At 70.8% G+C, this 26,151-nt stretch carries 20 protein-coding genes; 13 read left to right on the top strand and 7 right to left on the bottom strand.

What is annotated here, in order from left to right; all coding sequences use genetic code 11:
* The 3 genes from WDZ95_RS17230 to WDZ95_RS17220 are packed head-to-tail and all read left to right on the top strand — an operon-like array spanning position 1 to position 3,651.
* Positions 1 to 1,074 (top strand): glycosyltransferase, encoded by a 1,074-nt coding sequence (locus WDZ95_RS17230; RefSeq protein WP_425780212.1) that lies wholly within the window; start codon positions 1 to 3, stop codon positions 1,072 to 1,074.
* Entirely contained in the window at positions 1,071 to 3,146 is a 2,076-nt protein-coding gene (ppk1, locus tag WDZ95_RS17225) for a polyphosphate kinase 1 (protein WP_425780210.1), read from the top strand. The genes WDZ95_RS17230 and ppk1 overlap by 4 nt, the downstream gene beginning before the upstream one ends.
* 7 nt (positions 3,147 to 3,153) lie before the next feature.
* Entirely contained in the window at positions 3,154 to 3,651 is a 498-nt protein-coding gene (locus WDZ95_RS17220) for a SixA phosphatase family protein (protein WP_425780208.1), read from the top strand.
* A gap of 4 nt (positions 3,652 to 3,655) precedes the next feature.
* On the opposite strand, the gene WDZ95_RS17215 is transcribed toward WDZ95_RS17220, so the two are convergent.
* A complete protein-coding gene (locus WDZ95_RS17215) occupies positions 3,656 to 4,144 on the bottom strand; it encodes a hypothetical protein (RefSeq protein ID WP_425780206.1) in 489 nt (162 codons plus the stop codon).
* Positions 4,145 to 4,230: 86 nt separating this feature from the next.
* A complete protein-coding gene (locus tag WDZ95_RS17210; RefSeq protein ID WP_425780204.1) occupies positions 4,231 to 5,715 on the bottom strand; it encodes an exopolyphosphatase in 1,485 nt (494 codons plus the stop codon).
* A 188-nt stretch (positions 5,716 to 5,903) separates the two neighbouring features.
* Here WDZ95_RS17210 and pstS point away from each other — a divergent pair, with 188 nt between their 5' ends.
* The 7 genes from pstS to phoR all read left to right on the top strand — a co-directional run bounded on the left by pstS (position 5,904) and on the right by phoR (position 12,592).
* Positions 5,904 to 6,935 (top strand): phosphate ABC transporter substrate-binding protein PstS, encoded by a 1,032-nt coding sequence (gene pstS / locus WDZ95_RS17205; RefSeq protein ID WP_166226679.1) that lies wholly within the window; start codon positions 5,904 to 5,906, stop codon positions 6,933 to 6,935.
* Between the two features lie 115 nt (positions 6,936 to 7,050).
* A complete protein-coding gene (gene pstC / locus WDZ95_RS17200) occupies positions 7,051 to 8,076 on the top strand; it encodes a phosphate ABC transporter permease subunit PstC (protein ID WP_425780202.1) in 1,026 nt (341 codons plus the stop codon).
* Between the two features lie 22 nt (positions 8,077 to 8,098).
* Positions 8,099 to 8,953, top strand: coding sequence for a phosphate ABC transporter permease PstA (gene pstA / locus WDZ95_RS17195; protein ID WP_425780200.1), 855 nt, complete (start codon positions 8,099 to 8,101; stop codon positions 8,951 to 8,953).
* Between the two features lie 39 nt (positions 8,954 to 8,992).
* A complete protein-coding gene (gene pstB, locus WDZ95_RS17190) occupies positions 8,993 to 9,814 on the top strand; it encodes a phosphate ABC transporter ATP-binding protein PstB (protein WP_240936569.1) in 822 nt (273 codons plus the stop codon).
* A gap of 26 nt (positions 9,815 to 9,840) precedes the next feature.
* On the top strand, positions 9,841 to 10,542 hold the full coding sequence (phoU, locus tag WDZ95_RS17185; protein WP_425780198.1) for a phosphate signaling complex protein PhoU: 702 nt from the start codon (positions 9,841 to 9,843) through the stop codon (positions 10,540 to 10,542).
* The gene (gene phoB / locus WDZ95_RS17180; RefSeq protein WP_425780196.1) at positions 10,539 to 11,273 is read left to right on the top strand and encodes a phosphate regulon transcriptional regulator PhoB; all 735 of its coding nucleotides are present in this window, start codon (positions 10,539 to 10,541) and stop codon (positions 11,271 to 11,273) included. Before phoU ends, phoB begins: the two co-directional genes overlap by 4 nt.
* Complete coding sequence (gene phoR, locus WDZ95_RS17175; protein WP_425780194.1) at positions 11,270 to 12,592, top strand: phosphate regulon sensor histidine kinase PhoR; 1,323 nt, start codon at positions 11,270 to 11,272, stop codon at positions 12,590 to 12,592. Before phoB ends, phoR begins: the two co-directional genes overlap by 4 nt.
* A 10-nt stretch (positions 12,593 to 12,602) precedes the next feature.
* On the opposite strand, the gene WDZ95_RS17170 is transcribed toward phoR, so the two are convergent.
* The 4 genes from WDZ95_RS17170 to trxA form a co-directional block, all read right to left on the bottom strand.
* Complete coding sequence (locus WDZ95_RS17170; RefSeq protein ID WP_425780192.1) at positions 12,603 to 14,315, bottom strand: hypothetical protein; 1,713 nt, start codon at positions 14,313 to 14,315, stop codon at positions 12,603 to 12,605.
* A gap of 92 nt (positions 14,316 to 14,407) precedes the next feature.
* Positions 14,408 to 14,662, bottom strand: coding sequence for a type B 50S ribosomal protein L31 (locus WDZ95_RS17165; RefSeq protein WP_166226673.1), 255 nt, complete (start codon positions 14,660 to 14,662; stop codon positions 14,408 to 14,410).
* A 347-nt stretch (positions 14,663 to 15,009) separates the two neighbouring features.
* Entirely contained in the window at positions 15,010 to 16,275 is a 1,266-nt protein-coding gene (rho, locus tag WDZ95_RS17160; protein WP_166226672.1) for a transcription termination factor Rho, read from the bottom strand.
* A gap of 205 nt (positions 16,276 to 16,480) precedes the next feature.
* On the bottom strand, positions 16,481 to 16,813 hold the full coding sequence (gene trxA, locus WDZ95_RS17155; protein ID WP_166226671.1) for a thioredoxin TrxA: 333 nt from the start codon (positions 16,811 to 16,813) through the stop codon (positions 16,481 to 16,483).
* Between the two features lie 221 nt (positions 16,814 to 17,034).
* On the opposite strand from trxA, the gene WDZ95_RS17150 reads away from it, so the two are divergent.
* The 3 genes from WDZ95_RS17150 to WDZ95_RS17140 are packed head-to-tail and all read left to right on the top strand — an operon-like array spanning position 17,035 to position 24,091.
* Positions 17,035 to 19,521, top strand: coding sequence for a PD-(D/E)XK nuclease family protein (locus tag WDZ95_RS17150; RefSeq protein WP_425780189.1), 2,487 nt, complete (start codon positions 17,035 to 17,037; stop codon positions 19,519 to 19,521).
* Positions 19,518 to 22,808, top strand: coding sequence for a UvrD-helicase domain-containing protein (locus WDZ95_RS17145; protein ID WP_425780187.1), 3,291 nt, complete (start codon positions 19,518 to 19,520; stop codon positions 22,806 to 22,808). Before WDZ95_RS17150 ends, WDZ95_RS17145 begins: the two co-directional genes overlap by 4 nt.
* Positions 22,805 to 24,091, top strand: a complete 1,287-nt coding sequence (locus WDZ95_RS17140; RefSeq protein WP_425780185.1) for a TIGR03862 family flavoprotein — start codon at positions 22,805 to 22,807, stop codon at positions 24,089 to 24,091. The genes WDZ95_RS17145 and WDZ95_RS17140 overlap by 4 nt, the downstream gene beginning before the upstream one ends.
* Here WDZ95_RS17140 and WDZ95_RS17135 read toward each other — a convergent pair.
* Positions 24,084 to 26,120: a spermidine synthase gene (locus WDZ95_RS17135; RefSeq protein WP_425780183.1), complete on the bottom strand. Its 2,037-nt coding sequence runs from the start codon at positions 26,118 to 26,120 to the stop codon at positions 24,084 to 24,086. The genes WDZ95_RS17140 and WDZ95_RS17135 overlap by 8 nt on opposite strands.
* Positions 26,121 to 26,151: the final 31 nt, after the last annotated feature.

Below are 26,151 nucleotides of genomic sequence, written 5' to 3'. Positions count from 1 at the left end.
ATGAAGATCCTGATCGTCACCGACGCCTGGACGCCCCACACGCACGGCCTGGTCATGGCGCTGGCCGAGCTGGTGCGCCAGCTGCAGGCCGACGGCCACGAGCCGCAGGTGCTGCACCCGGGCCTGTTCCGCCACCGCGCCGGCCCGGGCTGGCTGGGCATGGACCTCGCGCTGCTGCCGGGCCGTGCGCTGCTGCGCCTGATGCGCGAGGCCGCGCCCGACGCCATCCACATCGCCACCGAGGGGCCGCTGGGCTGGGCCGCACGCCGCATCTGCCTGGCGCAGGGCTGGGGCTTCACCAGCGCGTGGTGGCTGCGGCTGCCGCAGCGCCTGCGGCGCGGCCTGCGGCTGCCGGCGCCCTGGACCGCGGCCCTGCTGCGCCACTTCCACCGGCCGGCGCAGCGCGTGCTCGCGGGCAGCCAGGCCCAGGCCGACGCGCTGCAGGCGGCCGGCCTGGCGCAGGCGCGCGCCTGGGTGGCGGGCGTGGACACGCGCCTGTTCGCGCCAGCGCGCGGCAGCTCCAGCCGCCAGCCCCACGGACCGCTCGGCCCGCTCGCGCACCCCGTGAGCCTGTACGTGGGGACCGTGGCACTGGATCAGCGGGTCGAAGACTTTCTGCGCCTGGACGTGCCGGGCTGCAAACTGGTGTGCGGCGCCGGCCCCGACCAGCCGGCCCTGCGCCAGCGCTACCCCAACGTGCACTGGCTGGGCTTTCTGCCGCGCACCGCGCTGGCCGCCGTGTACGCCTCGGCCGACGTGCTGGTGCACCCCGGGCGCGGCGAGGAACCGCCGGCCACCGTGCTCGAAGCGCTGGCCTGTGGCACGCCGGTCGCGGCCTATCCCACCGAGGTGCTGCTGCAGCTCATCGGCCAGACCCGCGCCGCCGCCCTGCACGACGACCTGCGCGAGGCCTGGCACGAGGCGCTGCGCATTGGCCGCCACGAGGCGCGCGCCGGTGCGCTGCGCTTCGCGTGGCCGCGCGCGGCCGAGCGTTTCGTGCACGAGCTGCACCGGCTCGATCGGCGCACCGACGCGACTGCCGCGGCCACACCTTTCAAGATAATGCAGGCATGACCGGCCACCCGACTGCCCCCAGGTTCCCGCTGCTCGACCGCGACCTCAGCATCCTTGCCTTCAACGAGCGCGTGATGGACTGGGCGCGTCGAACCGACGTGCCCGTGCTCGAGCGCCTGCGCTACCTGAGCATCGTCTCGAGCAACCTCGACGAGTTCTTCGAGGTGCGCATGGCGCCGCAGCTCGCGGCCGCGCGCATCAACGAGACCCGCGGCCTCTACACCGCCGAGACCTTCCAGGCCCTGTCGGCCCGCGTGCACGAGCTCGTGTCCCAGCAGTACGCGATCTACAACGACGAGGTGCTGCCCGCGCTCGAGAAGAAGGGCATCAAGATCGTGGCGCACAGCGAGCGCAACGCGCGCCAGCGCCGCCACGTGCGCGAGATCTTCGCCAACGAGGTGCAACCGCTGCTCATGCCCGTGGGCCTGGACCCCGCGCACCCGTTCCCGCAGGTGGCCAACAAGTCGCTCAACTTCATCGTGCGGCTCTCGGGCAAGGACGCCTTCGGCCGCGAAAACGAGATCGCGATCGTGAAGGTGCCGCGCATCCTGCCGCGCTTCTTCCGGCTGCCCTCGGTCAAGGGTTCGCGGCAGGTGCACTTCGTGTCCATCTCCAGCCTGATCCGCACCCACCTGGGCGACCTGTTCCCGGGCCGCCAGGTCACCGAGTTCTCGCAGTTCCGCGTCACGCGCCATTCGGACCTCGCGGTGGACGAGGAAGAGGTGAAGAACCTGCGCACCGCGCTGCGCAAGGGGCTGCAGCAGCGCCACTACGGCCAGGCGCTGCGGCTCGAGGTGTCGGCCGGTGCGTCCGAATTCCTGTCCGACTTCCTGCTCGAGCAGTTCGGCCTGCCCGAGGCCAGCCTGTACCGCGTGCCCGGCCCGGTCAACCTGGTGCGGCTCAACCAGCTCATCGACAAGATCGACGCGCCCGAGCTGCGCTTCGAGCCCTACCTGCCAGGCTGGCCCCAGCAGCTCACGCCGGGTCAGTCGTTCTTCGAGCGGCTGCAGCAGGGCGACGTGCTGATCCACCAGCCCTACGAGAGCTTCGACGCGGTGCTGTCCTTCCTGCGCGAAGCGGTCGAAGACCCGGACGTGCTCGCGATCAAGCAGACCATCTACCGCACCGGCGCCAAGAGCGAGCTCATGGACCTGCTGCGCGAGGCCGTGCGCCGCGGCAAGGAAGTGACCGCCGTGGTCGAGCTCAAGGCCCGCTTCGACGAAGAGGCCAACATCAACTACGCCGAGCGGCTCGAATCGGTGGGGGCGCAGGTGGTCTACGGCGTGGTGGGCCTGAAGACCCACGCCAAGATGCTGCTCATCACGCGCCGCGAGGCCACGGGCCTGCGCCGCTACGCGCACCTGTCCACCGGCAACTACAACCCGGGCACGGCGCGCGTCTACACCGACCTCAGCATGCTCACGGCCGACGAGACGCTCACCGCCGACGTCGACCAGATCTTCCTGCACCTGGCGAGCCAGAACCGGCTGGGCCGGCTCAACCAGGCGCTGATGGCGCCGTTCCTGCTGCACAAGGCCCTGCTCGACAAGCTCGCCGCCGCGGGCGAGGCGGCCGCGCGCGGCGAGGAGGCGCGCGTGACGCTCAAGATGAACGCGCTCACCGACGAAGCGCTCGCGCGCGCGCTGGCTGCGGCCTCGCAGCAGGGCGTGAAGATCGACCTGATCGTGCGCGGCGCTTGCGTGCTGCCTGCGGGCGTGCCGGGCTTCACCGACAACGTGCGCGTGCGCTCGGTGATCGGCCGCCTGCTCGAACACTCGCGCGTGTTCCATTTCCGGGTCGGCCAGACCGAAGAGGTCTGGCTGTCGAGCGCCGACTGGATGAACCGCAACATGCTGCGGCGCGTGGAGCTCGCCTGGCCGGTGACCGACCCGGCGTTGCGACAGCGGGTGATCGACGAATGCCTGATCGCCTACCTGCAGGACACGCGCGATGCCTGGCTGCTGCAGCCCGACGGCCGCTACGTGCCTGCGGGAGCGGCCGGCGGGCGCGGCCGCACGCACGCGCAATCGGCTCAAAGCAGCCTGATGCACCGCTATGGCCACAAGGGATGAGGCCGACATGCCGGCGCGCGGGACCGACCTGATCCTGTGGCGCCACGCCGAGGCCCAGGAGCACCCCGACCCGGCCAATAGCCAGCCTGGCGACGCCCAGGACCTCGCGCGCCGCCTCACTGCGCGGGGCGAGAAACAGGCGGCGCGCATGGGCGCCTGGCTCGACCGGCAACTGCCCGAAGGCGCGCGCATCTGGTGCAGCCCGGCCACGCGCTGCGAGCAGACCGCGCTGGCCCTGGGGCGGCGCTTCAAGACCAGCGAGGCGATCGCGCCCGAGGCCGGGGCCGAGGCGCTGCTGTCGCTGGTGCAATGGCCCGCGGGGCGCTCGCCCGTGGTGGTGGTGGGCCATCAGCCCACGCTGGGCCGCGTGATCGCGCGGCTGCTGTCGCTGTCGCAGGCCGAGTGTTCGGTGAAGAAGGGCGCGGTCTGGTGGCTGCGCCACCGCGACCGCGCGGGGCAGGGGCAGACCGTGATCGTCACGGTGCAGACCCCCGAGATGCTCTGAAGGCTCAGGCCGCCTTGCGCGGCGCGGCGGCTTTCCGGGGCGCGGGCTTGGACGCCTTTGCAGCGGGTTTCGCAGCGGGTTTCGCGGCGGGTTTCGCGGCGGGTTTCGCGGCGGGTTTCGCGGCGGGTTTCGCGGCGGGTTTCGCGGCGGGTTTCGCGGCGGGCTGGGCCGCAGGCTGGGTGGCGGGCTTGGCCGCGGGTTTCACCGCCGCCTTCTTTTTCGCCGGCTCGGCTTTGGCCGGCTTCTCGCTCGCCGGGCGGCCGGTCTTGAGCGTGGGCACGGCCGCCAGGGCCGCCTTGTAAGCCGCGTCGTTCAGGCCTTGCAGCACCATCAGGCCGGCGCGCAGCAGCTCGCTTTTCTTCACGCTCAGGCCGAGCGAGATCGCGCGCGCCTTGAGCGCATCGATGGCAGCGAACTCGTTCTTGGGAATGGTGAAGCTGTCGCGCACCAGCTTGGGCTTCTTGGCGGCGTTCTTGTCGACGGCGTGGGCCATGCGGCACTCCGGGCAGTTGCAGGGGCGCGCAGTATAAACCGTATAAACGGTTTATACGAACACCGAAAACCGGCCCGGCGGGCGGCTCAGCGGATGTCGGCGGTGAACTTCCAGGTGGTTTTCTGCCAGGCCAGCACCTCTTCACCCAGCAGCCAGGCCGACTGCGGGTAGCGCTTGGCCCAGCCCGGCGGCGTGCTCAGGCGGAACGCGCCGGCCTTGTAGCCCAGGCGCATGTCCAGGTGCTCGGGCATCTGGCGCGCATGGCACAACAGCACCGCCAGCCGCAGGCAGAGCAGCTGCTTGGCGAACAGCTCGTCCTGCAGCGGCTCCTCGAGCTTGCGCAGCTTGCCGCGCTGGCCCAGCACCAGCTGGCTCATGCGGTGCAGCTCGCGCAGAGAAAAGCCCGGTGCGTCCACGTGGTCGAGGATGTAGGCGCCGTGGTGGTGGCTGCGCTCGTGCGAAATGTGGGTGCCGATCTCGTGCAGCTGCGCCGCCCAGGCCAGCTTCTGCGAGTAGCGGCCGTCGCGCTCGTCGGGCGCGGCGATCTGCGAGAAGAGCGCGTTGGCCACCTCGCCCACGCGCCGCGCCTGGCCCTCGTCGGCGGAGAAGCGCTGGGCGAGCCAGCGCACCGTGCGCTCGCGCACGTCGCCGCCGTCGCTCTCGCGGTCGATCAGGTCGTAGAGCGCGCCATGGCGCAGCGCGCCCTGGGCCGGCATCATCTGATCGATGCCGAAGAGGTCGAAGATGGCGCGCAGCACCGACAGGCCGCCCGCAAGCACCGGGCGGCGGTCGTCCTTGAGACCGTCCAGGCGCAGGTTGTCCACCTGGCCGGCCTTGAGCAGGCGGTCGGTGAGCCAGTCGAGCCCGGGCCGCGTCACCAGGCCCATGGCCCAGCCATTGCTGCCCAGCATGTCGGCGATGGCGCCCACGGTACCCGAGGAGCCGTAAGCCACCTGCCACTGGGTGGGCGGGAAGCGGTCCAGCGCCTCGTCGAGCACGGCCTTGGCGGCGACCTCGGCGGTCTTGAGCGCCGCGCTCGTGAACTGCCCGCGCGGGAAGTAGCGCGTCGACCAGGCCACGCTGCCCAGCCGGTACGACTCCAGCGTTTCGGCCGTGTAGCCCACGCCCAGGATCATCTCGGTCGAGCGCCCGCCGATGTCGACCACCAGGCGGCGTTCGTCGGAGTGCGGCAGCAGCCGCGACACGCCCTGGTAGATCAGGCGGGCCTCTTCGTGGCCCGAGACCACCTCGATGGGAAAGCCCAGCACCTCCTGGGCGCGGCGCAGGAACTCGTCGCGGTTGCGCGCCTCGCGCAGCGTCTGCGTGGCCACGGCGCGCACCTGGTGCTTCTTGAAGCCATGCAGGCGCTCGGCAAAGCGCGCCAGGCATTCCCAGCCGCGCTGCATGGCAGCCATGCTGAGGTTTTTCTCGGCATCCAGGCCATTGCCCTGGCGCACGGTTTCCTTGAGGTATTCGACGCGTTCGATATGGCCCGAGTGGTAGCGGCCGATCTCCAGACGAAAGCTGTTGGAGCCAAGGTCGATGGCGGCGAGAAGGGTTCCGTTTTGCATGGAGAAATGGCGGCCGTGGTGCGGAGGGCTGGCCGCGGGCCGCGATTGTGACGCATGCCCCTGACACGGCCGGTACAGGGCGGCGCCCGGGCGGCGGTTTTTGTGACAAGCGATCGGTGTCATTTGGTTGTCACACAGCTTGCCTAGAGTCCCGCCTGTCCCCTTCACATGCACATCCGAGGACCCGCATGAACAGCAAACGCACCCTTCTGAAGGCCCTGGCCGCCGCCGCGATGGCCACCGTCGCCCTGGGCTCGGCCCACGCTGCCGACATCACCGGCGCCGGCGCGACCTTCCCGTTCCCGATCTATGCCAAGTGGGCCGAGATGTACAAGGCCCAGACCGGCACGGGTCTGAACTACCAGTCGATCGGTTCGTCGGGCGGCCTGCGCCAGATCCGCGCCAAGACCGTGGCCTTCGGCGCTTCCGACGCGCCCGTGAGCGGCGCCGACCTCGACAAGGACGGCATGGTGCAGTTCCCCGCCATCATCGGCGGCACGGTGCCCGTGTTCAACCTCGAAGGCTTCGCGCCCGGCTCGGTGCGCATCAGCGGCCCGGTGCTGGCCGAGATGTTCCTGGGCAAGATCACCGCCTGGAACGATCCCAAGATCGCCGCGCTCAACCCCGGCAAGACCTTCCCCAACACCCCCGTCACCGTGGTGCACCGCGCCGACGGTTCGGGCACGACCTTCAACTTCACCGACTACCTGAGCACGGTCAGCAAAGACTGGGCCGACACGGTGGGCAAGGGCGCCGCCGTGAAGTGGCCCGCATCCACCTCGGTGGGCGGCCGTGGCAACGAAGGCGTGGCCGCCAACGTGAGCCGCACCCGCGGCGCCATCGGCTACGTGGAATACGCCTACGCCAAGAAGAACAACATCCCGCACATGGCCCTGCAGAACGCCGATGGCCAGTTCGTGCAGCCCGACGACAAGACCTTCGCCGCCGCCGCGGCCGGTGTGGACTGGTTCAGCGTGCCCGGCATGGGCGTGTCCATGGTGAACGCCAAGGGCAAGGACAGCTGGCCCATCAGCACCGCCTCGTTCATCCTCATGTACAAGGAGCCGGCCGACAAGGCGCAGTCGGCCGAGGTGCTCAAGTTCTTCGACTGGGCGTTCAAGAACGGCAAGGCCGCCGCGGTCGAGCTCGACTACGTGCCCATGCCCGACGCCGTGACCGAGCAGATCCGCAGCAAGGTCTGGTCGCAGGTCAAGCGCTGATGCCCGGGCCTCGCGCCTGAGCACGACCCACCGGTGGGCGGCTGGCCGGCCGGTGGGTTTTTTGCGAATTCGTGTCTGTCATACAGTCTGTCAATCAAGACCCGAGGAGGGTCCCATGAACACCACAACCAGCAGCGCAGACGCCAGCATGCCCAAGCCATCCCGTTTCCTCACCTCGGGTGAACAACGCACCGACGAAGCCATGCGCGCCGTGGCGCGACGCCAGCAATGGCAGGACGCGGTGTTCCACCGCCTCACGCAGGCTTTCTCGCTGCTGGTGCTCGTGGCACTGGTCGGCATCATCGCCTCGCTGTTCCTCAACGCCTGGCCGACCTTCAAGACCTTCGGGCTCCAATTCCTCTGGACGGTCGAGTGGGACATCGTCAATGAACAATACGGCGCCGCGATCGCCATCGTCGGCACCCTGATCAGCGCGGGCATCGCCATGCTCATCGGCGTGCCGCTGGCCTTCGGTATCGCGCTGTTCCTCACCGAAACCTGCCCGGTGTGGCTGCGCCGCCCGCTGGGCACCGCCATCGAGCTGCTCGCGGCCGTGCCGTCGATCATCTACGGCATGTTCGGCCTGTTCGTGTTCGCGCCCGTGTTCGCCGATTACGTGCAGGTGCCGGTGCGCGAACTGATGATGGGCATGCCCCTGATCGGCTGGCTCTTCGGCGGCGCGCCCAACGGCCTGGGCATCCTGGCCGCGGGCATCATCCTCGCGTTCATGGTGCTGCCCTTCATTGCGGCGGTGATGCGCGACGTGTTCGAGATCACGCCGCCGATCCTGCGCGAATCGGCTTACGGCCTGGGCTGCACGACCTGGGAGGTGGTGTCCAAGGTGGTGCTGCCGTACACGCAGAAGGGCGTGATCGGCGGGATCATGCTGGGCCTGGGCCGCGCGCTCGGCGAGACCATGGCGGTCACCTTCGTGATCGGCAACGCCAACCGCATGCCGGGCTCGCTGTTCTCCCCGGGCACCTCGATCGCCTCGGTGCTGGCCAACGAGTTCGGCGAAGCCGAAGGTCTGCACTTCAACACCCTGTTCGCCCTGGCCTTCGTGCTGTTCTGCATCACCTTCGTGGTGCTGGCGCTGGCCAAGTGGATGATCCTGCGCACCGAAAAGGCCAAGGGCGCCTGAGCACGCAAGAGCGAGACCCACCATGCAAATCAATCAAGCGCTCTACAAACGCCGCCAGACCACGAACTTCGTCGGCCTCACCCTGTCCATGGGGGCCATGGCCCTGGGCCTGGTGGTGCTGCTGTGGATCCTGTGGGTGCTGTTTTCCAATGGCATCGCGGGCCTGGACGCCAACGTCTTCACCGCCGACACGCCCGCACCGGGCTCCGAAGGTGGCGGCCTGCGCAATGCGCTGCTGGGCAGCCTGATGATCGTCGGCCTGTCGGTGCTGGTGTCCACGCCGGTGGGCATCCTCGCGGGCATCTACCTCACCGAATACGGCGACAACAGCAAGGTGGCCGAGTTCACCCGCTTCGTCACCGACATCATGCTGTCGGCCCCGTCCATCGTGCTGGGCCTGTTCGTGTACGCCATCGCGGTCGCCACCACGGGCCACTTCTCGGGCTACGCGGGCAGCCTCGCGCTCGCGCTGATCGCCATTCCCGTGGTGGTGCGCACCACCGAGAACATGCTGCGCCTGGTGCCGGGCAGCCTGCGCGAAGCGGCCTTTGCACTCGGTGCGCCGCGCTGGAAGGTCTCGCTCATGGTCACGCTGCGCGCGGCCAAGAGCGGTGTGATCACCGGCCTGCTGCTGGCCGTGGCGCGCATCAGCGGCGAGACCGCGCCGCTGCTGTTCACCGCGCTCAACAACCAGTTCTTCAGCACCGACATGGGCCGTCCCATGGCCAACCTGCCCGTGGTGATCTTCCAGTTCGCCATGAGCCCCTACGACAACTGGATCCGCCTGGCCTGGGCCGGCGCCCTGATCATCACGCTCACCGTGCTCGTCCTGAACATCCTGGCGCGCGTGTTCTTCCGCGACAAGGTCAAGGCCTGAGGCCCACGCCGCACCGCCACGCATCCAAGGAAAACCACCATGTCCGACACCGCATTCGCCATCCGCCCCGAGAACTTCGCCGAAAAGCCGGCGCAGCAGGGCGAGTCCCGCAACGCGCTCGAGGTGCGCAACCTCAACTTCTTCTACGGCAAGTTCCAGGGCCTCAAGAACGTCACGCTGGACATCCAGGAGAAGCGCGTCACCGCCTTCATCGGCCCCTCGGGCTGCGGCAAGTCCACGCTGCTGCGCACGCTCAACCGCATGTACAGCCTCTACCCGGGCCAGCGCGCCGAGGGCGAGATCAACTTCTATGGCGAGAACATCCTCGATCCCAAGCAGGACCTGAACCTGCTGCGTGCGCGCATCGGCATGGTGTTCCAGAAGCCCACGCCGTTCCCGATGTCGATCTACGACAACATCGCCTTCGGCGTGCGCCTGTACGAGAACCTCTCGCGCAGCGACATGGACGACCGCGTGGAATGGGCGCTGACCAAGGCCGCGCTCTGGAAGGAAGTGAAAGACAAGCTCAACCAGAGCGGCCTGTCGCTCTCCGGCGGCCAGCAGCAGCGCCTGTGCATCGCGCGCAGCGTGGCCGTGAAGCCTTCGGTGCTGCTGCTCGACGAGCCCACCTCGGCGCTCGACCCGATCTCCACCGGCAAGGTCGAAGAACTGGTGCACGAGCTCAAGAGCGACTACACCATCGCCATCGTCACGCACAACATGCAGCAGGCCGCGCGCTGCAGCGACTACACCGCCTACATGTACCTGGGCGAGCTGATCGAGTTCGGCGCCACCGAGCAGATCTTCTTCAAGCCGACCAAGACGGCCACCGAGGACTACATCACCGGCCGCTTCGGCTGATACCCGGCCCCAAGGGAGACACCCCCATGAGCGACAAACACCTCTCCAGCCAGTTCGACGCCGAACTCAACTCCATCTCCACCCACGTGCTCGAAATGGGCGGCCTGGTCGAGTCCCAGCTGCACCAGGCGATCTACGCGCTCGTCAACATGAGTGTGGAATCGGCCGATCAGGTGCTCGAGAACGAGACCCGCATCAACCAGATGGAAGTGGCGATCGACCACGAGATCATTTCCACCATCGGCCGCCGCCAGCCCACCGCGCGCGACCTGCGCTTCCTGATGGCGATCTCGCGCACCACGCAGAACCTCGAGCGCGCGGGCGACGAGGTGGCGCGCATCGCGCGCATGGTCAAGTCCATCATCGAAAGCGGCACGCCGCGCAACCTGCCGATCTCCGAGCTGCGCCTGGCGGCCGACCTGGCCACCGCGCTGCTGCGCCGCTCGCTCGACTCGTTCGCGCGGCTGGACACGCAGATGGCCGTGTCCATCATCAAGGCCGACGACGACATCGACCGCGAGTACAACGGCTTCCTGCGCAAGCTCATCACCTACATGATGGAAGACGCGCGGACCATCTCGCCGAGCCTGGACCTGCTGTTCCTCGCGAAGTCCATCGAACGCGTGGGTGACCACGCCAAGAACATCGCCGAACAGATCATCTTCATCGTCAAGGGCGAAGACGTCCGTCACTCGCCCGTGGACAAAGTGGAATCGATCGCAGGATGAGAAAGCTGCCCCGCGTCCTCGTGGTGGAGGACGAGCCCTCCATCGCCGAACTGATCGCCGTCAACCTCCGGCACAACGGCTTCGCGCCCACCGTCGTCTTCGACGGCGTGGCCGCGCAGCGCGAGGTCGATGCCGTGCTGCCCGACGTCATCCTGCTCGACTGGATGCTGCCCGGCGAGAGCGGGGCGGTGCTGGCCAAGCAGTGGCGCAAGAACGAGCGCACCAAGACCGTCCCCATCCTCATGCTCACGGCGCGCAGCGACGAGAGCGACAAGGTGCAGGGCCTGGACGCCGGTGCCGATGACTACATCACCAAACCGTTCTCGACCCAGGAGCTGCTCGCGCGCATCCGCGCCGTGCTGCGCCGCCGCGCGCCCGAGATCGTGAACGACTCGGTGCAGGTGGGCGAGCTCGCGCTCGACGCCGCCACCTACCGCGTGAGCTTTCGCGGCCGCGAACTCAAGGTGGGCCCCACCGAGTTCAAGCTGCTGCACTACCTCATGAAGCACGCCGAGCGTGTGCACACGCGTGGTACGCTGCTCGACAAGGTCTGGGGAGACCATGTCTTCATCGAGGAGCGCACCGTGGACGTTCATGTCAAACGCTTGAGGGAGTCGCTGGGTGACGCGGCCGGCATGATCGAGACCGTGCGGGGCGCGGGTTACCGCCTCACCGCCATGGCCAACACCTCGGGGCGCAATCCGCACAACACGCCGATGTCGGCGACATGAGCCGTCGTGTTCTCGAATTGATGCTCCTGGTCGCACTGGGGGCATCGGTGGGCTGGGCCGCCAACGAGGCGGCCCTGACGTTTGGGGGTGCGCTCGTCGGTGCCGGGCTCTGGGCCCTGCGCGACACCATCCAGTCGGTGCGCGTGCTGCGCTGGTTCAACAAGGCCGATCCCTCGCGCATGCCCGCGTATGGCGGCTTCTGGGGCGAACTGCTCGACCGCGCACGCAAGCTCGCCAAGAAGCTCGAGAAAAAAGCGCAGAACAGCGACGCGCGGCTCGAGGACTTCCTCGCGGCCATTCAGGCCTCGCCCAATGGCGTGGTGCTGCTCGACGCGTCCGGCCGCATCGAGTGGTGCAACCTCACGGCGGCCAACCAGCTCGGCTTCGACCCGCAGCGCGACCTCGGCCAGTACGTGCGCAACATGGTGCGGCATCCGGCCTTCAACGCCTACCTCAACGCGGGCGACTTCGGCCACGAGATCACCATCGACGGCGTCGGGCCTCGCCCCTCGCAACCCACCAAGATCTCGCTGCAGCTGCACCCCTACGGCAAGAAGCGCAAGCTCATGCTCACGCGCGACGTGACCGCGGTGCAGCTCGCCGAAACCATGCGGCGCGATTTCGTGGCCAACGTCTCGCACGAGATCCGCACGCCGCTCACCGTGCTCAGCGGCTTCGTGGAGACCATGCAAAGCCTGGAGCTCAGCCCCGAGGAGCGCCACCAGTACCTGGGCCTCATGAGCCAGCAGGCCCACCGCATGCAGACGCTGGTCAACGACCTGCTCACCCTCTCGCGCCTCGAAGGCAGCCCGGCGCCGGGGCAGGGCGAGTGGGTGTCGACCCAGGAACTGCTCGACCACGTGGTGCAGGAGGGCCGCGGGCTCACGCAGGCCATTTCGGCCGCGGCGCCGCACCGCATCGAGCCGCTGGACAGCCCGCCGTTCTGGGTCTCGGGCGCCAAGTCCGAGCTCATCAGCGCCATGTCCAACCTCATGAGCAATGCCGTGCGCTACACGCCGGGCGGCGGTCTCATCGAGCCGGGCTGGCGGCTGCGCGACGACGGCTGCGCCGAGTTTTTCGTGCGTGACCAAGGCCCGGGCATCGCGGCCGAGCACCTGCCGCGGCTGACCGAGCGCTTCTACCGCGTGGACCGCAGCCGCTCGCGCGAGACCGGCGGCACCGGCCTGGGTCTGGCGATCGTCAAACACGTGGCCCAGCGCCACGGCGGCCGGCTTGAGGTCAGCAGCGAGCTGGGCCGCGGCTCGAGCTTCAACCTCGTGCTGCCGCCCACGCGCGTGCGCGAAGCCGAACCCGGCTGAACATTCAGCCTCAGCCGCCCACGCGCTGGTAGTACAGCAGGCTTTCCTTGTTGTCCGTGAGACGGCGCACGGTGGCCTTGAAAGCCCACTGGGTGAGGTTCACGCGCTCGGCCAGCGTGGCCTGGGTGTCGGGCGACACCACCATGCCCTGGCAGCGCGCGTCCGGCCCGCTCGTGGTGCGCACGAGCTCGAGCTTGCCGTGGTAGCGCAGCGCCGAGATCTGCGCCTGTGTGAGTCCGTCGACGAGCACGCAGCTGCCGGGCGGCACCAGCGTGGCGATGCGGCGCGAAATCGGGCCGTAGCTGCGGCCGAAATCGAGCAGCGGCAGCCACAGCGTCATGAGCAGCAGCCAGCACAGCGTGGCGCCCGCGGCGGGCAGCACCAGGCTTTTCCAGAGCGCTTCGCGGTGCCGGCCCACGCGCCAGCCCACCAGCCAGAGCCAGGCGCCGGTGGCCAGCGCACCGGCCAGGAACAGGCCGAACGAGAACTCAGGCACGAAGCCCGGGGCCAGGCGGGCCACGTTGGCCGCGGGCTTGGCGGGCACGCCGGTCATCATGGCGAACCAGATCACCCAGATCACGAGGGCGCAGAACGAGAAGAACAGCAGCGTGAACCAGTCGATCAGGGCCGATACGCTGCGCCGCAGCGTGGGCAGCGCGAAGGCGGCGAGCGCTGCCAGCGCCGGCAGGGCCAGCAGCAGGGTGCGGTCGCGGTCGTCGGACACCGCCGAGAAGCCCACCACCACCAGCACCGCCCACAGCGGCAGCGCCACATGCGCCTGCACCCATTGGCGGCGCCAGCGCCACAGCGTCCACAGCGCCAGCGGCCACGCGGGCCAGGTGAACCAAACCAGCAGCCGGCCCCAGCTCTCCCAATAGGGCGCCTGCAGCGTCGCCTGCACATCGGGCCAGTTCCACGCATCCAGGCGCTGGCTCGCCATCGCCATCGCCAGCCAGGCGCCAGCGGCCAGGCCCAGCACAGGGAAATAGGCCTTGTCGCGCGGGGCATCGGCATCGGTGTGCAGCAGCCGCCAGGCCAGCACCGCGAGCCAGCCCGCGCCCAGCAGCGCCGCGAGGCCGGCCGCGCCGCTGAGCGCCAGGCCGAACACACCCGCGAACCACCAGGGCAGGGCGCGCCAGGGCTGGGACGCCCCGGGGTGCGAGAGCCGGGCCGCGCCCAGCAGGCTCATGGACGTCCAGGCCAGGCGCGCGAGGTCGGGCGAGGTTTCGTGCGAGAGCTGCGCCAGCCCCAGGCAGGCCACGAGCGCAAGCAGCGCGGCGTCGGCCAGGGCGCGCGCGTAGTCGGCGGGTTGGGCCTCGCCCCCGAAAGCGAAGGCCACGGGCAGCGCCGCGGGTTGGCGCGCCAGTTGGTAGCTCGCGTACCAGGTGGCCGCGAGTGTGAGCGACAGCAGCACGCCGAACGGGATGCGGGCCGCGAAGTCGGGGGGCAGGAAGGGCAGTGCGCGGATGAACAGCGCGCCCAGCCAGTAGGGCAGCGGGCCGGCTTCTTCCACCGGCAGGCCCAGCACCGTGGGCTGCCACCACGAAGCCTGCCCCGCGGCCAGCTCCAGCATGGCGCCCAGGGCACCCACATCGTCGACCTTCCAGGGTTCGCGGCCGAGAAAACCGGGCAGCACATAGGCCACACAGAACAGGATCAGGGCCAGGCGCGGCAGGCGGCGCACGGCCGACTGGCTCACGATGGCGGGCGTCGGTCGGTTCACGGCTGGGGACTATACAAGCGGGCTGCGCGCCAACGGAGGGGCGAAAAAAAAGCAGCCGGGATTCGGCTGCTTTTCTGGGGCCAGGCGCCGGCTTACTTGGCGGTCTTGGCGTAGCGGTTGCGGAATTTCTCGACGCGGCCGCCCATGTTGTCCACGCTCTTTTGCGTGCCGGTGTAGAAGGGGTGCGATTCGCTCGAGGTATCGAGCTTGAACAGCGGCAGTTCGCGGCCGTCGTCCATCTTGATGGTTTCCTTGGTGTTCGCGCACGAACGGGTGACGAACTTGAAGTTGTTCGACAGGTCGAGGAAACAGACGTCGCGGTAGTTGGGGTGGATGCCTTCTTTCATGGCGGTTCCTTGTGGTCGGGTGCGACAGCCGCGCCGGAACCCTTCCGACGTACTTGCCGCCAAGCAAAACAGCAGATTGTACACCCCCCGCGCCGCCTTCGGCGTCACCCCCCAGGGGGCAATGCCAGTGGCCCGGCAAAGCCGGTTCCACGGCATTTCTGGATGCAGGCACGCGCGCCGGACGCGGGGGTTGAGGGAGGGAGGGGGAGTTGATCGAGAAACGCCGAGGAACCGGCTTTGCCGGGCCTCTGGCGTTGTCCCCCCTCGAAGCGCCGAAGGCGCGCCACAGAGGGGGGAAGCCGCGTCAGCGGCGCAGGGGGGAGAGCCGGATGATCGGCGCAGGGGGGTTATCCCCCTCTGCGCATCATGTCGAAGAACTCCGAGTTGTTCTTCGTGGCCTTCATGCTCTTGAGCACCATCTCCATGGACTCGATCTCGTCCATGTTGTACATGAACTGGCGCAGGATCCGGGTCTTCTGAAGGATCTCGGGCTGCAGCAGCAGCTCTTCACGGCGTGTGCCGCTGCGGTTGAGCTGGATGGAGGGGAAGACGCGTTTTTCGTAGAGGCGGCGGTCGAGGTGGATCTCGCAGTTACCGGTGCCCTTGAACTCTTCGAAGATCACCTCGTCCATGCGCGAGCCCGTGTCGACCAGCGCGGTGGCGATGATGGTGAGCGAGCCGCCTTCTTCGACCTTGCGCGCGGCGCCGAAGAAGCGCTTGGGGCGCTGCAGCGCGTTGGCGTCGACACCGCCGGTGAGCACCTTGCCCGAGGAGGGCAGCACGTTGTTGTAGGCGCGGGCCAGGCGGGTGATGGAGTCGAGCATGATCACCACGTCCTTCTTGAGCTCGACCAGGCGCTTGGCGCGCTCGATCACCATCTCGGCCACGTGCACGTGGCGCGCGGCGGGCTCGTCGAAGGTGGAGGCGATGACCTCACCGCGCACGGTGCGCTGCATCTCGGTCACTTCCTCGGGGCGCTCGTCCACCAGCAGCACCATCAGCTCCACGTCGGGGTGGTTGGCCGTGATGGCGTGGCAGATGTGCTGCATCATCACCGTCTTGCCGCTCTTGGGCGGGGCCACGATCAGCGCGCGCTGGCCGCGGCCGATGGGCGCAATGATGTCGATGATGCGGCCGGTGATGTTCTCGTCGCCCTTGAGGTTGTCGCGTTCGAGGCGCATCTGTTCCTTGGGGAACAGCGGCGTCAGGTTCTCGAACATGATCTTGTGCTTGTTGTCCTCGGGGGGCAGGCCGTTGATCTTGTCGAGCTTGTTGAGCGCGAAGTAGCGCTCGCCGTCCTTGGGAATGCGCACCTCGCCCTCGATCATGTCGCCGGTGTGCAGGTTGAAGCGGCGGATCTGGCTGGGCGAGATGTAGATGTCGTCGGTGCTCGCCGTGTAGCTGGTGTCGGGCGCGCGCAGGAAACCGAAGCCATCGGGCAGCACTTCGAGCACGCCATCGGCGTAGATCTGTTCGCCGGTCTTCGCGCGCTTCTTGATGATGGCGAACATCAGCTCCTGCTTGCGCATGCGGCCGGTGTTCTCGATCTCGAGCGCTTCGGCCTGCTTGACCACTTCGGATACGTGCAGGGCCTTGAGTTCGTTGAGGTGCATGGACGTCACTCCAGCGTGGAGGCGGTAGGAATATGCGGGGGGGTGTGCGCTGAGGTCCGGGTGCCGGACGTTGCGCGAGGGAAGCATCGGCGCCGGTGAGGCCGATGTGCGGCGGATTATGACAGGAAACGCGGTGCCCACCGCCTGTCATCGGGCCCGCACGCGGCCCGTGGGCCCGGGGCGTGCCCGGGCCGCTGGATCTTTCTCAGGCGAGCTGCTGATCGATGAAGGCCGTGAGCTGCGCCTTGCTCAGCGCGCCGACCTTGGTGGCGGCGAGCTGGCCGTCCTTGAACAGCATCAGCGTGGGGATGCCACGGATACCGAACTTGGCGGGCACGTCGCGGTTGTCGTCGACGTTGAGTTTGGCGATCTGCAGCTTGCCGTTGTACGAGCCGGCCACCTCGTCGAGGATGGGCGCGATCATCTTGCACGGACCGCACCACTCGGCCCAGAAGTCCACCAGCACGGGGGCCTTGCTGTCCAGCACGTCGGCCTGGAAGGTCGCGTCGGAAACGTGTTTGATGAGATCGCTGGCCATGGTCGTCCTCGGATTCGATAGGCGGGGGAGGTTACAGTTTCATCGCTCGGGGTGGACGGCACGACGGTGTCGCTGCGCCCCCAGGCCCCTCACGCGAGCGGCCGCATTGTGACAGAAACCCCCTATCGATGACGCCCGCGCCCGCGAGACCTCACAGCGAGTCGGCCCTTGCCGCAGACGGCCTGCAGCGCCGCGCCCGATGCGGTTCGTGGCCCGCGGCCATGGCCGCGATCGATGCCTTGCTGGCGGCGCGCCGCTGGCCGGCCTCGCGCGTGGTGGTGTTGCTGCCGCACCCGCGGCTGGCCGCGCAGGCGCGCCAGGCCTGGTCGGCCACGCACGCGCAGGGCCTGGTGCCGCGCTTTGCCACGCCGCGCCAGTGGGCCGAAACCCTCATGCCCTGGAGCGGCAGCCCCGAAGACCTGAGCCGCGATCCCGCGCGCGATGCCCTGGTCGCCGAGGGCTGGCTCGACCGCGTGCTCGGCGCGGGCACCGAGCCCGGCCTGCGCCGCGAACTGGTGGCGCGCCTGGTCGACACCGCGGGCCAGCTCGCCCCGCTGGCCGCGGCCCGGCCGCCGGCCGAGCGCCAGGCCTGGGCCGACGCCGCGCGCGAGGCCCTGGGCCCGCCTGGCGTGGGCCATGCGCGCTGGGAAAGCCTGGTTTCGCACGTGGCGCTGGCCTGGGTCGGCGCCTGCGGCTTCGACACCGACGTGCTCTGGTCGCCACTGGCCCAAGCCGACGCCGATGCCCTGGTGCTGCTGCCTGGCCACCAAAGCGATCCCCTGGCCGAAGCCCTGTGCCGCGCACGCGGCGAGCAGGGCGTGGTGCTCGACTGGGGGCCGGCCGAGGCCCCGGCCCCGAATGCGCGCCTGCTGCGCTGCGCCGACTTCGAGCACGAGGCCCTGAGCGCGGCGGCCTGCGTGCTCGAACACCTCAATGCGGGCCACGCCCCGGTGGCGCTGATCGCCAACGACCGCCTGCTCACGCGCCGCGTGAGCGCCTTGTTGCACGAGGCCGGCGTGCGGCTGCGTGACGAGGCGGGCTGGAAGCTCTCGACCACGCAGGCCGGCGCCGGTCTGATGGCGCTGCTGCGCGCCGCCGCGCCACGAGCCAGCACCGACGACGTGCTCGACTGGCTCAAGCTCGCGCCGGCCTTCGACGCCGGCGCGGTGCGCGCGCTCGAACGCGAGCTGCGCCGCCTGGGCATCGCGCTGTGGTCGGCCGTGCCCGAGGCGCTGCGGCCCGAGGGCGTGGACGCGCTGCTCAAAGGCCTGCAGGCCCCGCGCCCGCTGGTGCAATGGCTGCGCGACACCGACGCTGCGCTCGCGCTGAGTGGCCAGCGCGCCGCGTTGCAGGCCGATGCCGCGGGCGCACAACTGCTGCGCGTGCTGCGCCTGGGCGACGCGGCCCACGAGTTCGAGGGCCTGGGCGAAGCGGCCGCGGCCGGTGGCGACACGCCGCGCCGCCCGCGCTGGCGGCCGGCCCGCTTCAGCGCCTGGGTGCGCGAGGTGCTCGAAGGCGCGGGTTTCCAGCCTGCGGTGCAAGGCGAAGCCCAGGTCGTGGTGCTGCCCCTGGCCCATCGCCTGGGGCGTGCGTTCGCGGCCGTGGTGGCGCCGGGCTGCGACGAGCGCCACCTGCCCGCAAGCCCCGACCCCGTGGGCACCTGGACCCGCGAGCAGCGCGAGGCCCTGGGCCTGCCCGATCGCGAAGCCCTGCGCGCCGCCGCCGATTCGGCCTGGGCCAGCCTGCTCGATGGCACGCCGCTCGACGTGCTCTGGCGCCAGCACGACAACGGCGATCCGCTGCTGCCCAGCCCCTGCGCCGAGCAGTTGCCGATCGCCCCCACCGACGCGGCCCTGCCACCGCGCGAACTGGCCCCGGCCGGCACCGCGGCACCCCGGCCCTGCGCGCCCACGCTGGTGCCCGATCGCGTGTCGGCCAGCGCCTACGAAGACCTGCGGCGCTGCCCCTACCGCTTCTTTGCGCTGCGCCAGTTGCGCCTGGCCGAGGCCGACGAGCTCGACACCGAAGCCGATGCGCGCGACCTGGGCAACTGGCTGCACGACGTGCTGCACGCCTTCCACGCCGAGCGGCGCGACGCGCGCCCCGGCGAGGCCGCCGACCGCGAGTCGCTCGATCGCCTGGCCGAATCGGTGGCGCACAGCCAGGGGCTCACGCTCGAGCACGGCGCGAGCGGCTTTCTGCCGTACCGCGCCCAGTGGCCCGCGTTGCGCGAGGGCTACCTGCGCTGGCTGTACGCACACGAGGCCCAGGGCCACCGCTTCATCGAGGCCGAGGCCGCGCACGAGGCCCGCGTCGGCCGCTGGCGGCTGTACGGCCGGCTCGACCGCATCGACCACGCCGCCGACGGCACGCCGGTGCTGATCGACTACAAGACCGAGAGCCGCCAGCGCACCGAGGCGCGCATCCGCGTGCCCTTCGAAGACACCCAGCTCGCGTTCTACGCCGCGCTGATCGACGCCCCCGTGCTGCGCGCCGGCTACCTCAGCCTCACCGATGCGCGCAACGGCGAGCCCGCGCTGCTGCTCGAACCCGACGACCTCGCCGCCGCGCGCGACGCGCTCTTGCAGGGCCTGGCCAGCGACCTCGACCGCATCGCCGCCGGTGCGCCGCTGCCCGCGCTCGGCGAGGGCGCGGCCTGCGAGCACTGCGGTGCGCGCGGCCTGTGCCGCAAGGATTTCTTGGCATGAGCTCAAGCCCCCGTGCGCTCGCCTACCGCATCGACGGCCGCGAGGTGCCGCCCGAGGCGTTCTATGCACGCGCCTGCGACCCCGCGCGCAGCGTGGCCGTCGAGGCCTGCGCGGGCGCGGGCAAGACCTGGATGCTGGTCTCGCGCATCCTGCGCGCGTTGCTCGCGGGCGCCGAGCCGCAGGACATCCTCGCGATCACCTTCACCAAGAAGGCCGCGGGCGAAATGCGCGAACGCCTGCAGCAGGAGCTCGCCGCCTGGGCCAGGCTCGACGACACCGCGCTGCACGCCGCCCTGTGCCAGCGCGGTCTGGGCGAGGCCGAGGCGCGCGCGCTGCTGCCCGTCGCGCGCGGACTGCAGGCCCGCGTGCGCGCGCACGGCCGCCCGGTGCAGCTGCGCACCTTTCACGGCTGGTTCGCCGCGCTGCTGCGCGCCGCGCCGCTGTCGCTGCTGCAGTCGCTGGGCCTGCCGCCATCCTACGAACTGCAGGAAGACGACGCGCCGCTGATCCAGCGCAGCTGGCCCGGCTTTTTCGCCGCCGTCGCGCAGGACGCCGCGCTGCAGGCCGACTTCTTCGCCAGCGTGGCCGACATCGGCCGCCATGCGACGCTGCAGGCGCTCAAGACCGCGGCCCACAAGCGGGTGGAATTTGCGCTGGCCGATGCCGCGGGCGTGGTCGACGGCAGCGTCGAGCCCTTCGCCGCGCGCCACCCCCAGTGGGCCGGCCTCGAGCGGCCAGCGCTGTCGCTGCTCACGCCGGCCGCGCGCGAGCGCTGGCACGGCTGGGCGCGCGCGCTCGGGGCCGAGAGCGCCGCCACCCCGCGCAAGGCCGCCGACGCCGTGGTCGACGCCTTCCTGCTGCCCGACGAGCCCGCGCAGGCCGCGGCCCGGCTCGCGCGCCTGCGCAAGGCCTTCCTCGTGAAAGACGAAGACCGCCTCACGCGCCACCTGCAGAAGTTCGCCGCCGCCGAAGCGGCCGAGGCCGAGCTGCAGGCGCTGTGCGCCGCCGAACGCCAGCACGCGGCCTGGCAGCACCACCAGCGCATGGCGCGGCTCACGCGCGTGCTGCTGCACAGCCTGGCCGCGCTCAAGCGCGAGCGCGGCTGGGTCGACATGAACGACGTCGAGGGTGCGGCGCGCCGCCTGCTCGGCGACGCCGAACTCTCGGGCTGGCTGCAGCAGCGGCTCGACGCGCGCGTGCGCCACCTGCTGATCGACGAGTTCCAGGACACCAACCCCTTGCAGTGGCAGGCGCTCTACGGCTGGCTCTCGGCCTATGCCGGTGCGGGCGTGGGCGAGGCGCCCAGCGTGTTCCTGGTGGGCGACCCCAAACAGTCCATTTACCGCTTCCGCCGTGCCGAGCCGCAGGTGTTCCGCGCGGCCCAGGCCTTCGTGGTGCAGGGCCTGGGCGGCGCGCTGCTGGCCTGCGACCACACGCGCCGCTGCGCCGTGGCCGTGGTCGACGCGGTGAACGAGGTGATGCAGCGCGCCGTGGCCGATGGCGAATACGGCGAGGCCGTGGGCGCGGCCTTCCGGCCCCACACCACCGGCAGCGGCACCGCGGGCAGCGTGCTCGCGCTGCCCGCGGTGCCGCGCAGCGCGCGCGTGCGCGCCGAGGCCGACACCAGCGCCTGGCGCGACAGCCTGCTCGTGCCGCGCCACCCGCCCGAGGACGCCATGAGCGCGCTCGAAGCGCGCCAGGCCGCCGACTGGATCACGGCCCAGATCGCCGCCGGCGAACTGCGCGCCGAGCAGGTGATGGTGCTGGCCCGCAAGCGCGAGCGCCTGGGCTGGATGCACGAGGCCCTGCGCGAGCGCGGCATCGCGAGCGACGAGCCCGAGAAAACCGACCTCGCCGATGCCGCGGCCGTGCAGGACCTGATCGCGCTGGTCGACGCGCTGGTCTCGCCCGGCCACGACCTGAGCCTGGCGCGCGCGCTGCGCTCACCCATCGGCGGCTGGACCGACGACGACCTGGTGCGCCTGGCCGAGCAGGTGCAGGCCGACGGCAGCGGCGCCGGCTGGTGGCCCGTGCTGCAGGCCCAGGCCACGCGCGCCGACGCGCCCGCGCACTGGCGCGAGACCGCACAACGCTGGGCCGGCTGGCAGCAGGTGCTGCGGGCGCTGCCGCCGCACGACGCGCTCACGCGCATCGTGCGCGAAGGCGACCTGATGGCGCGTTACGTGCAGGCCGCGCCCGCGCCGCAACGCGCCGCGGTGCTGGCGCAGCTGCAGGCGCTGCTGGCGCTGTCGCTGCAGCACGAGGGCGGCCGTTTCCTCACCGCCTACCGCCTGGTGCGTGCGGTGAAGGCGGGCGGCCTCACGCTCGCGCCGGTGGCGGTGCCGGGCGCCGTGCGCCTGCTCACCATCCACGGCGCCAAGGGGCTCGAAGCCCACACCGTGCTGCTGCTCGACACCCAGGCCCCGCCCTCGCGGCCCGAGAGCCAGGGCGTGCTGATCGACTGGCCCGGCGAGGCCGCGCAGCCGCGGCGCTTCGTGTTCCTGCTGAGCGAGAAGCTCGCGCCGCGGTGCGCGCAAGACCTGCTCGACACCGAACGCCGCGCGCGCTCGCTCGAAGAGCTCAACACCCTGTACGTGGCCATGACGCGCGCCGCCACGCGCCTGGTGGTCTCGGCTTTCGAGCCGCACCAGAGCGCCACCCAGCCCAGCTGGTGGCAGCGCCTGGCGCCGCTCGCGCAGGCGCTCGACGCCCCCGCGCCCGCGGCCGCGCGCCAGGACGGACCCGCCGAACCCTGGCGCCTGGACAGCCTGCCCGCGCTCTCGGCCACGCCCGAACCGCTGGCCGACGACAGCGCCGCCGACGACCCGAACGCGCGCTGGGGCGAGGCCGTGCACCGCCTGCTGCAGTGGCACCCCACGCCCGCGGCGGGCTTCGACTGGACCGCCGCGCACCAGCGCGCGGTCGAACGCGACTTCGAGCTCGACGCCCGCCGCGCCGCCGAGGCGCTGGCCGCGGCGCGCCGCATCGTGCAGGGCGCGGCCGCCTGGGTCTGGGACCCGCAGGCCATCGACCACTGGGGCAACGAGGTCGACCTCGTGCACCAGGGCCGCGCGCTGCGCCTGGACCGCCTGGTGCGCGAACGCGCCAGCGGCGCCTGGTGGGTGATCGACTTCAAGAGCGCCGACAACCCGCACCGGGTGCCCGAGTACCAGCAGCAGCTGCGCGACTACCGCGCCGCCCTGCAGGCCGCCCACCCGGGCGAGCCGGTGCGGCTGGCCTTCATCACGGCCCAGGGCCGCTTCATCGAACTGGACGCTCCCGCATGAATGACAACACGGTCGCCATCGTCGGCGGCGGGCCCGCGGGCCTCATGGCCGCCGAGGTGCTGTCGCGCGCCGGCACCGCCGTCGACCTGTACGACGCCATGCCCTCGGTGGGCCGCAAGTTCCTGCTTGCCGGCAAGGGCGGACTCAACCTCACGCACGCCGAACCCTTCGAGGCTTTCGTGACGCGTTTCGGCGCGCGCGCCGCGACCTTGCGACCGCTGCTCGAAGCCTTCGGCCCGGCGCAGCTGCGCGACTGGTCCGAGGGCCTGGGCATCGCCACCTTCGTGGGCAGCTCGCGCCGCGTCTTTCCCACCGACATGAAGGCCGCGCCGCTGCTGCGCGCCTGGCTGCAGCGGCTGCGCCATCCCGCGCCGGGCGGCGTGCCGGTGCGTTTTCACATGCGCCACCGCTGGCTGGGCCTGTCGCCCGACGGCGCCCTGCGCTTCGCCACGCCCGAGGGCGAGCGTGTCGTGCAGGCCCGCGCCGTGCTGCTCGCGCTCGGCGGCGCGAGCTGGCCGCGCCTGGGCTCCGACGGCGCGTGGCAACCCTGGCTGCGCGCCCTCGGGGTGGACGTGGCCGCGCTGGCGCCCGCCAACTGCGGCTTCGACGTGGCCGCGGCCGGCGTGCACGGCGGCGGCGAAGGCTGGAGCGCGCTGTTTCGCGAGCGCTGGGCCGGCCAGCCCTTCAAGACCGTGGCGCTCAGCACCGAAGACCTCGCGGGCCGGCACCACACGCTGCGCGGCGAGTTCGTGGCCACGGCCACGGGCATCGAGGGCAGCCTGGTGTATGCGCTGTCGTCCGTGCTGCGCGATCGCATCGCGCGCGACGGCCACGCCGCGCTCACGCTCGACCTGCTGCCCGACCGCGACGCCGCGCGCGTGCTCGCCGACGTCGCCCACCCGCGCGGCTCGCGCAGCCTCTCGAGCCACCTCAAGGGCCGGCTCGGGCTCGACGGCATCAAGCTCGCGCTGCTGCACGAATGCCTGGACCGCGAGGCCATGCACAGCCCGCCGCGCCTGGCCCAGGCCATCAAGGCGCTGCCCCTCACGCTGCTGCGGCCGCGGCCGGTGGCCGAGGCCATCAGCAGCGCGGGCGGCGTGCGCTTCGAGTCGCTCGACGAGGGCCTGATGGTGCGTGCGCGCCCGGGCCTGTTCGTGGCCGGCGAGATGCTCGACTGGGAAGCCCCCACCGGCGGCTACCTGCTCACCGCGACCATGGCCAGCGGCGCCTGGGCCGGGCAGGGCGTGCAGCGCTGGCTGCAGGCGTCCGGGCGCGCTACTTGAGGATCGCGAACAGGTTGTTGAAGTCGTCGGTCCAGGGCGCCAGGCCCGGGATCGGCACCACCGGCCGCGCGCGCTGCGCGATGCCCGCGTGCGCCAGCGCCTCGGGCTCGCGCGCCACCAGCACCCAGTCGGTGTTGCGCAGCAAGGGGTTGTCGTTCTCGTCGCGGATGTGTGCCACCTGCAGGCCCTGCGCCTGCGCGATCGCGGCCACCACCGGCGGCAGGTTGAGGAAGCGGTTGGTCACGTGGAAGGCCACGATGCCGCCGGGCCGCAGGTGGCTCAGGTACACCTGCATCGCCTCCATGGTGATCAGGTGCACCGGCACCGAGTCGCCCGAGAAGGCGTCCACCGCGAGCACGTCGTAGCCCTGCGGCCCCTCGCGCTCCATGGACAGGCGCGCATCGCCCAGCACCATCTCCACCTGCGCGGCGCTGTCGGCCACGAAGCTGAATTCGCTGCGGGCGATGTCGATCACCTCGGGGTTGATTTCGTACATGCGGTGCACGTCGCCGGGCCGGCCATAGGCGGCCAGCGTGCCCGCGCCCAGCCCGATCACGCCCACGCGCTGCCCGGGCCGGCGCGTGGCCTCGATCGCCAGCCCGACGCCCGCGCTGCGGCCGTAGTAGGCCGTGGGCTCGCGCCGGCGCTCTGGCGAGAGGTACTGCTCGCCGTGCTGGATCGAGCCGTGGTAGAGCAGGCGCACCGTGTCCTTGAGCGTCTCGTCGGGCACGTCGACGGTGTAGAGCGTGCCGTAGAAGTTGCGCTGCAGCCGCCGCGTGGACGAAAGATCGTCGCGCACCTGCTGCGCCAGGAACACGCCGCAGAACACCACCAGCGCGAGCGCGGTGGCGCTCAGCGCGCGCTGGCGGCGCAGCACCACGGCCGCCAGCAGGGCGGTGAGCGCAAAGCCCAGGCCCAGCTCGTAGTAGGCCGGGAACACGCGCGGCGCCACCAGGCCCACGAGCGAGCCGCCCAGCGCCCCGCCCACCGAGAGCATCAGGTAGAAGCGCGTGAGGTGGCGCGTGTGCGGCCGCAGCCGCGCCATCTCGCCGTGCAGGAACATGCACAGCACGAACAGGCCCAGCGCGTACAGCGGCACCGCCACCTTCACCTCGAAGCCGATGCTGCCCTCGTGCAGGCCGTAGGCGCACAGCGCCAGCAGCGCGCCGCCCAGGGGCACGAACAGGCCCCGGCGGTACCAGCGGTCGCTCTCGAAGCACAGCACGAAGGTCAGCAAGTACAGCGTGAGCGGCAGCACCCACAGGAACGGGATCGCCGCCACGTTCTGCGTGATGTGGTTGGTGATGGCCACGAGCAGCCAGGAGGCCATGGCCGCGAGCGAGAGCCAGAGCAGGGCGTCGCGCCAGCCCGGGCGCGGGCCGGCGTCGGTCTCGTCGGCGGCGGCCTCGGCCTGCGCCGACGGCCCGCGCGCGTGCCGCACGAAGTACACGCCCGAGGCCAGGCACAGTGCCGCGAAGCCCAGGTACAGCGCCGACCAGCCCAGGGCCTGGGCGGGCAGCGTGGCCACCGGCTCGATCAGGAAGGGGTAGCTGATCAGCGCCACCAGCGAGGCCATGTTGGACAGCGAGAACAGCCTGTACACCTGCTGGCCCACCCGGGCCCGCGCCACCCACGACTGCACCAGCGGCCCGGTGGTGGACAGCATGAAGTAGGGCAGGCCCACCGTGGCCAGCAGCAGGCCGATGATCAGCAGCGAAGGGTCTTGCGCGTCCTGCGGCTTCCAGGCCGAACCCGCCACGATGGGCAGGAACCACAGGCTGGCCAGCAGCAGCGTGGCGTGCAGCGCGAGCTGGCGGCGCGGCGCGAGCCGGCTCGCCACCAGATCGGCATAGGCGTAGCCCGCGAGCAGCGTGGTCTGGAAGAACACCATGCAGATCGCCCACACCGCCGCGGTGCCGCCGAACCAGGGCAGGATCTGCTTGGCGATCAGGGGCTGGACCAGGAAGAGCGAAAACGCGCTGGCAAAAATGGCGCCGGCAAAAAGCCACTGGATCGCGGGGTTGCGCATGGGCGGGCTCGGTGGTGGTTCCGGCCCGCGA

Source organism: Hydrogenophaga sp. T2, from assembly GCF_049843535.1.
Classification (GTDB): Bacteria; Pseudomonadota; Gammaproteobacteria; order Burkholderiales; family Burkholderiaceae_C; genus Hydrogenophaga; species Hydrogenophaga crocea.
Note: the sequence above shows the minus strand (reverse complement) of the source record. Positions and strands in the feature narration are given on the sequence as shown.

What these genes read in the sequence shown, in the direction of transcription:
- WDZ95_RS17215 (WP_425780206.1), bottom strand. Translation starts at nt 4,144, where the DNA reads ATGGCCCACGCCGTCGACAAGAACGCCGCCAAGAAGCCCAAGCTGGTG.
- phoB (WP_425780196.1), top strand. Translation starts at nt 10,539, where the DNA reads ATGAGAAAGCTGCCCCGCGTCCTCGTGGTGGAGGACGAGCCCTCCATC.
- trxA (WP_166226671.1), bottom strand. Translation starts at nt 16,813, where the DNA reads ATGGCCAGCGATCTCATCAAACACGTTTCCGACGCGACCTTCCAGGCC.
- WDZ95_RS17210 (WP_425780204.1), bottom strand. Translation starts at nt 5,715, where the DNA reads ATGCAAAACGGAACCCTTCTCGCCGCCATCGACCTTGGCTCCAACAGC.
- pstA (WP_425780200.1), top strand. Translation starts at nt 8,099, where the DNA reads ATGCAAATCAATCAAGCGCTCTACAAACGCCGCCAGACCACGAACTTC.
- rho (WP_166226672.1), bottom strand. Translation starts at nt 16,275, where the DNA reads ATGCACCTCAACGAACTCAAGGCCCTGCACGTATCCGAAGTGGTCAAG.
- WDZ95_RS17220 (WP_425780208.1), top strand. Translation starts at nt 3,154, where the DNA reads ATGCCGGCGCGCGGGACCGACCTGATCCTGTGGCGCCACGCCGAGGCC.
- phoR (WP_425780194.1), top strand. Translation starts at nt 11,270, where the DNA reads ATGAGCCGTCGTGTTCTCGAATTGATGCTCCTGGTCGCACTGGGGGCA.
- ppk1 (WP_425780210.1), top strand. Translation starts at nt 1,071, where the DNA reads ATGACCGGCCACCCGACTGCCCCCAGGTTCCCGCTGCTCGACCGCGAC.
- WDZ95_RS17135 (WP_425780183.1), bottom strand. Translation starts at nt 26,120, where the DNA reads ATGCGCAACCCCGCGATCCAGTGGCTTTTTGCCGGCGCCATTTTTGCC.
- WDZ95_RS17165 (WP_166226673.1), bottom strand. Translation starts at nt 14,662, where the DNA reads ATGAAAGAAGGCATCCACCCCAACTACCGCGACGTCTGTTTCCTCGAC.
- WDZ95_RS17230 (WP_425780212.1), top strand. Translation starts at nt 1, where the DNA reads ATGAAGATCCTGATCGTCACCGACGCCTGGACGCCCCACACGCACGGC.
- pstC (WP_425780202.1), top strand. Translation starts at nt 7,051, where the DNA reads ATGAACACCACAACCAGCAGCGCAGACGCCAGCATGCCCAAGCCATCC.
- phoU (WP_425780198.1), top strand. Translation starts at nt 9,841, where the DNA reads ATGAGCGACAAACACCTCTCCAGCCAGTTCGACGCCGAACTCAACTCC.
- WDZ95_RS17140 (WP_425780185.1), top strand. Translation starts at nt 22,805, where the DNA reads ATGAATGACAACACGGTCGCCATCGTCGGCGGCGGGCCCGCGGGCCTC.
- pstB (WP_240936569.1), top strand. Translation starts at nt 8,993, where the DNA reads ATGTCCGACACCGCATTCGCCATCCGCCCCGAGAACTTCGCCGAAAAG.
- WDZ95_RS17150 (WP_425780189.1), top strand. Translation starts at nt 17,035, where the DNA reads ATGGCCGCGATCGATGCCTTGCTGGCGGCGCGCCGCTGGCCGGCCTCG.
- pstS (WP_166226679.1), top strand. Translation starts at nt 5,904, where the DNA reads ATGAACAGCAAACGCACCCTTCTGAAGGCCCTGGCCGCCGCCGCGATG.
- WDZ95_RS17145 (WP_425780187.1), top strand. Translation starts at nt 19,518, where the DNA reads ATGAGCTCAAGCCCCCGTGCGCTCGCCTACCGCATCGACGGCCGCGAG.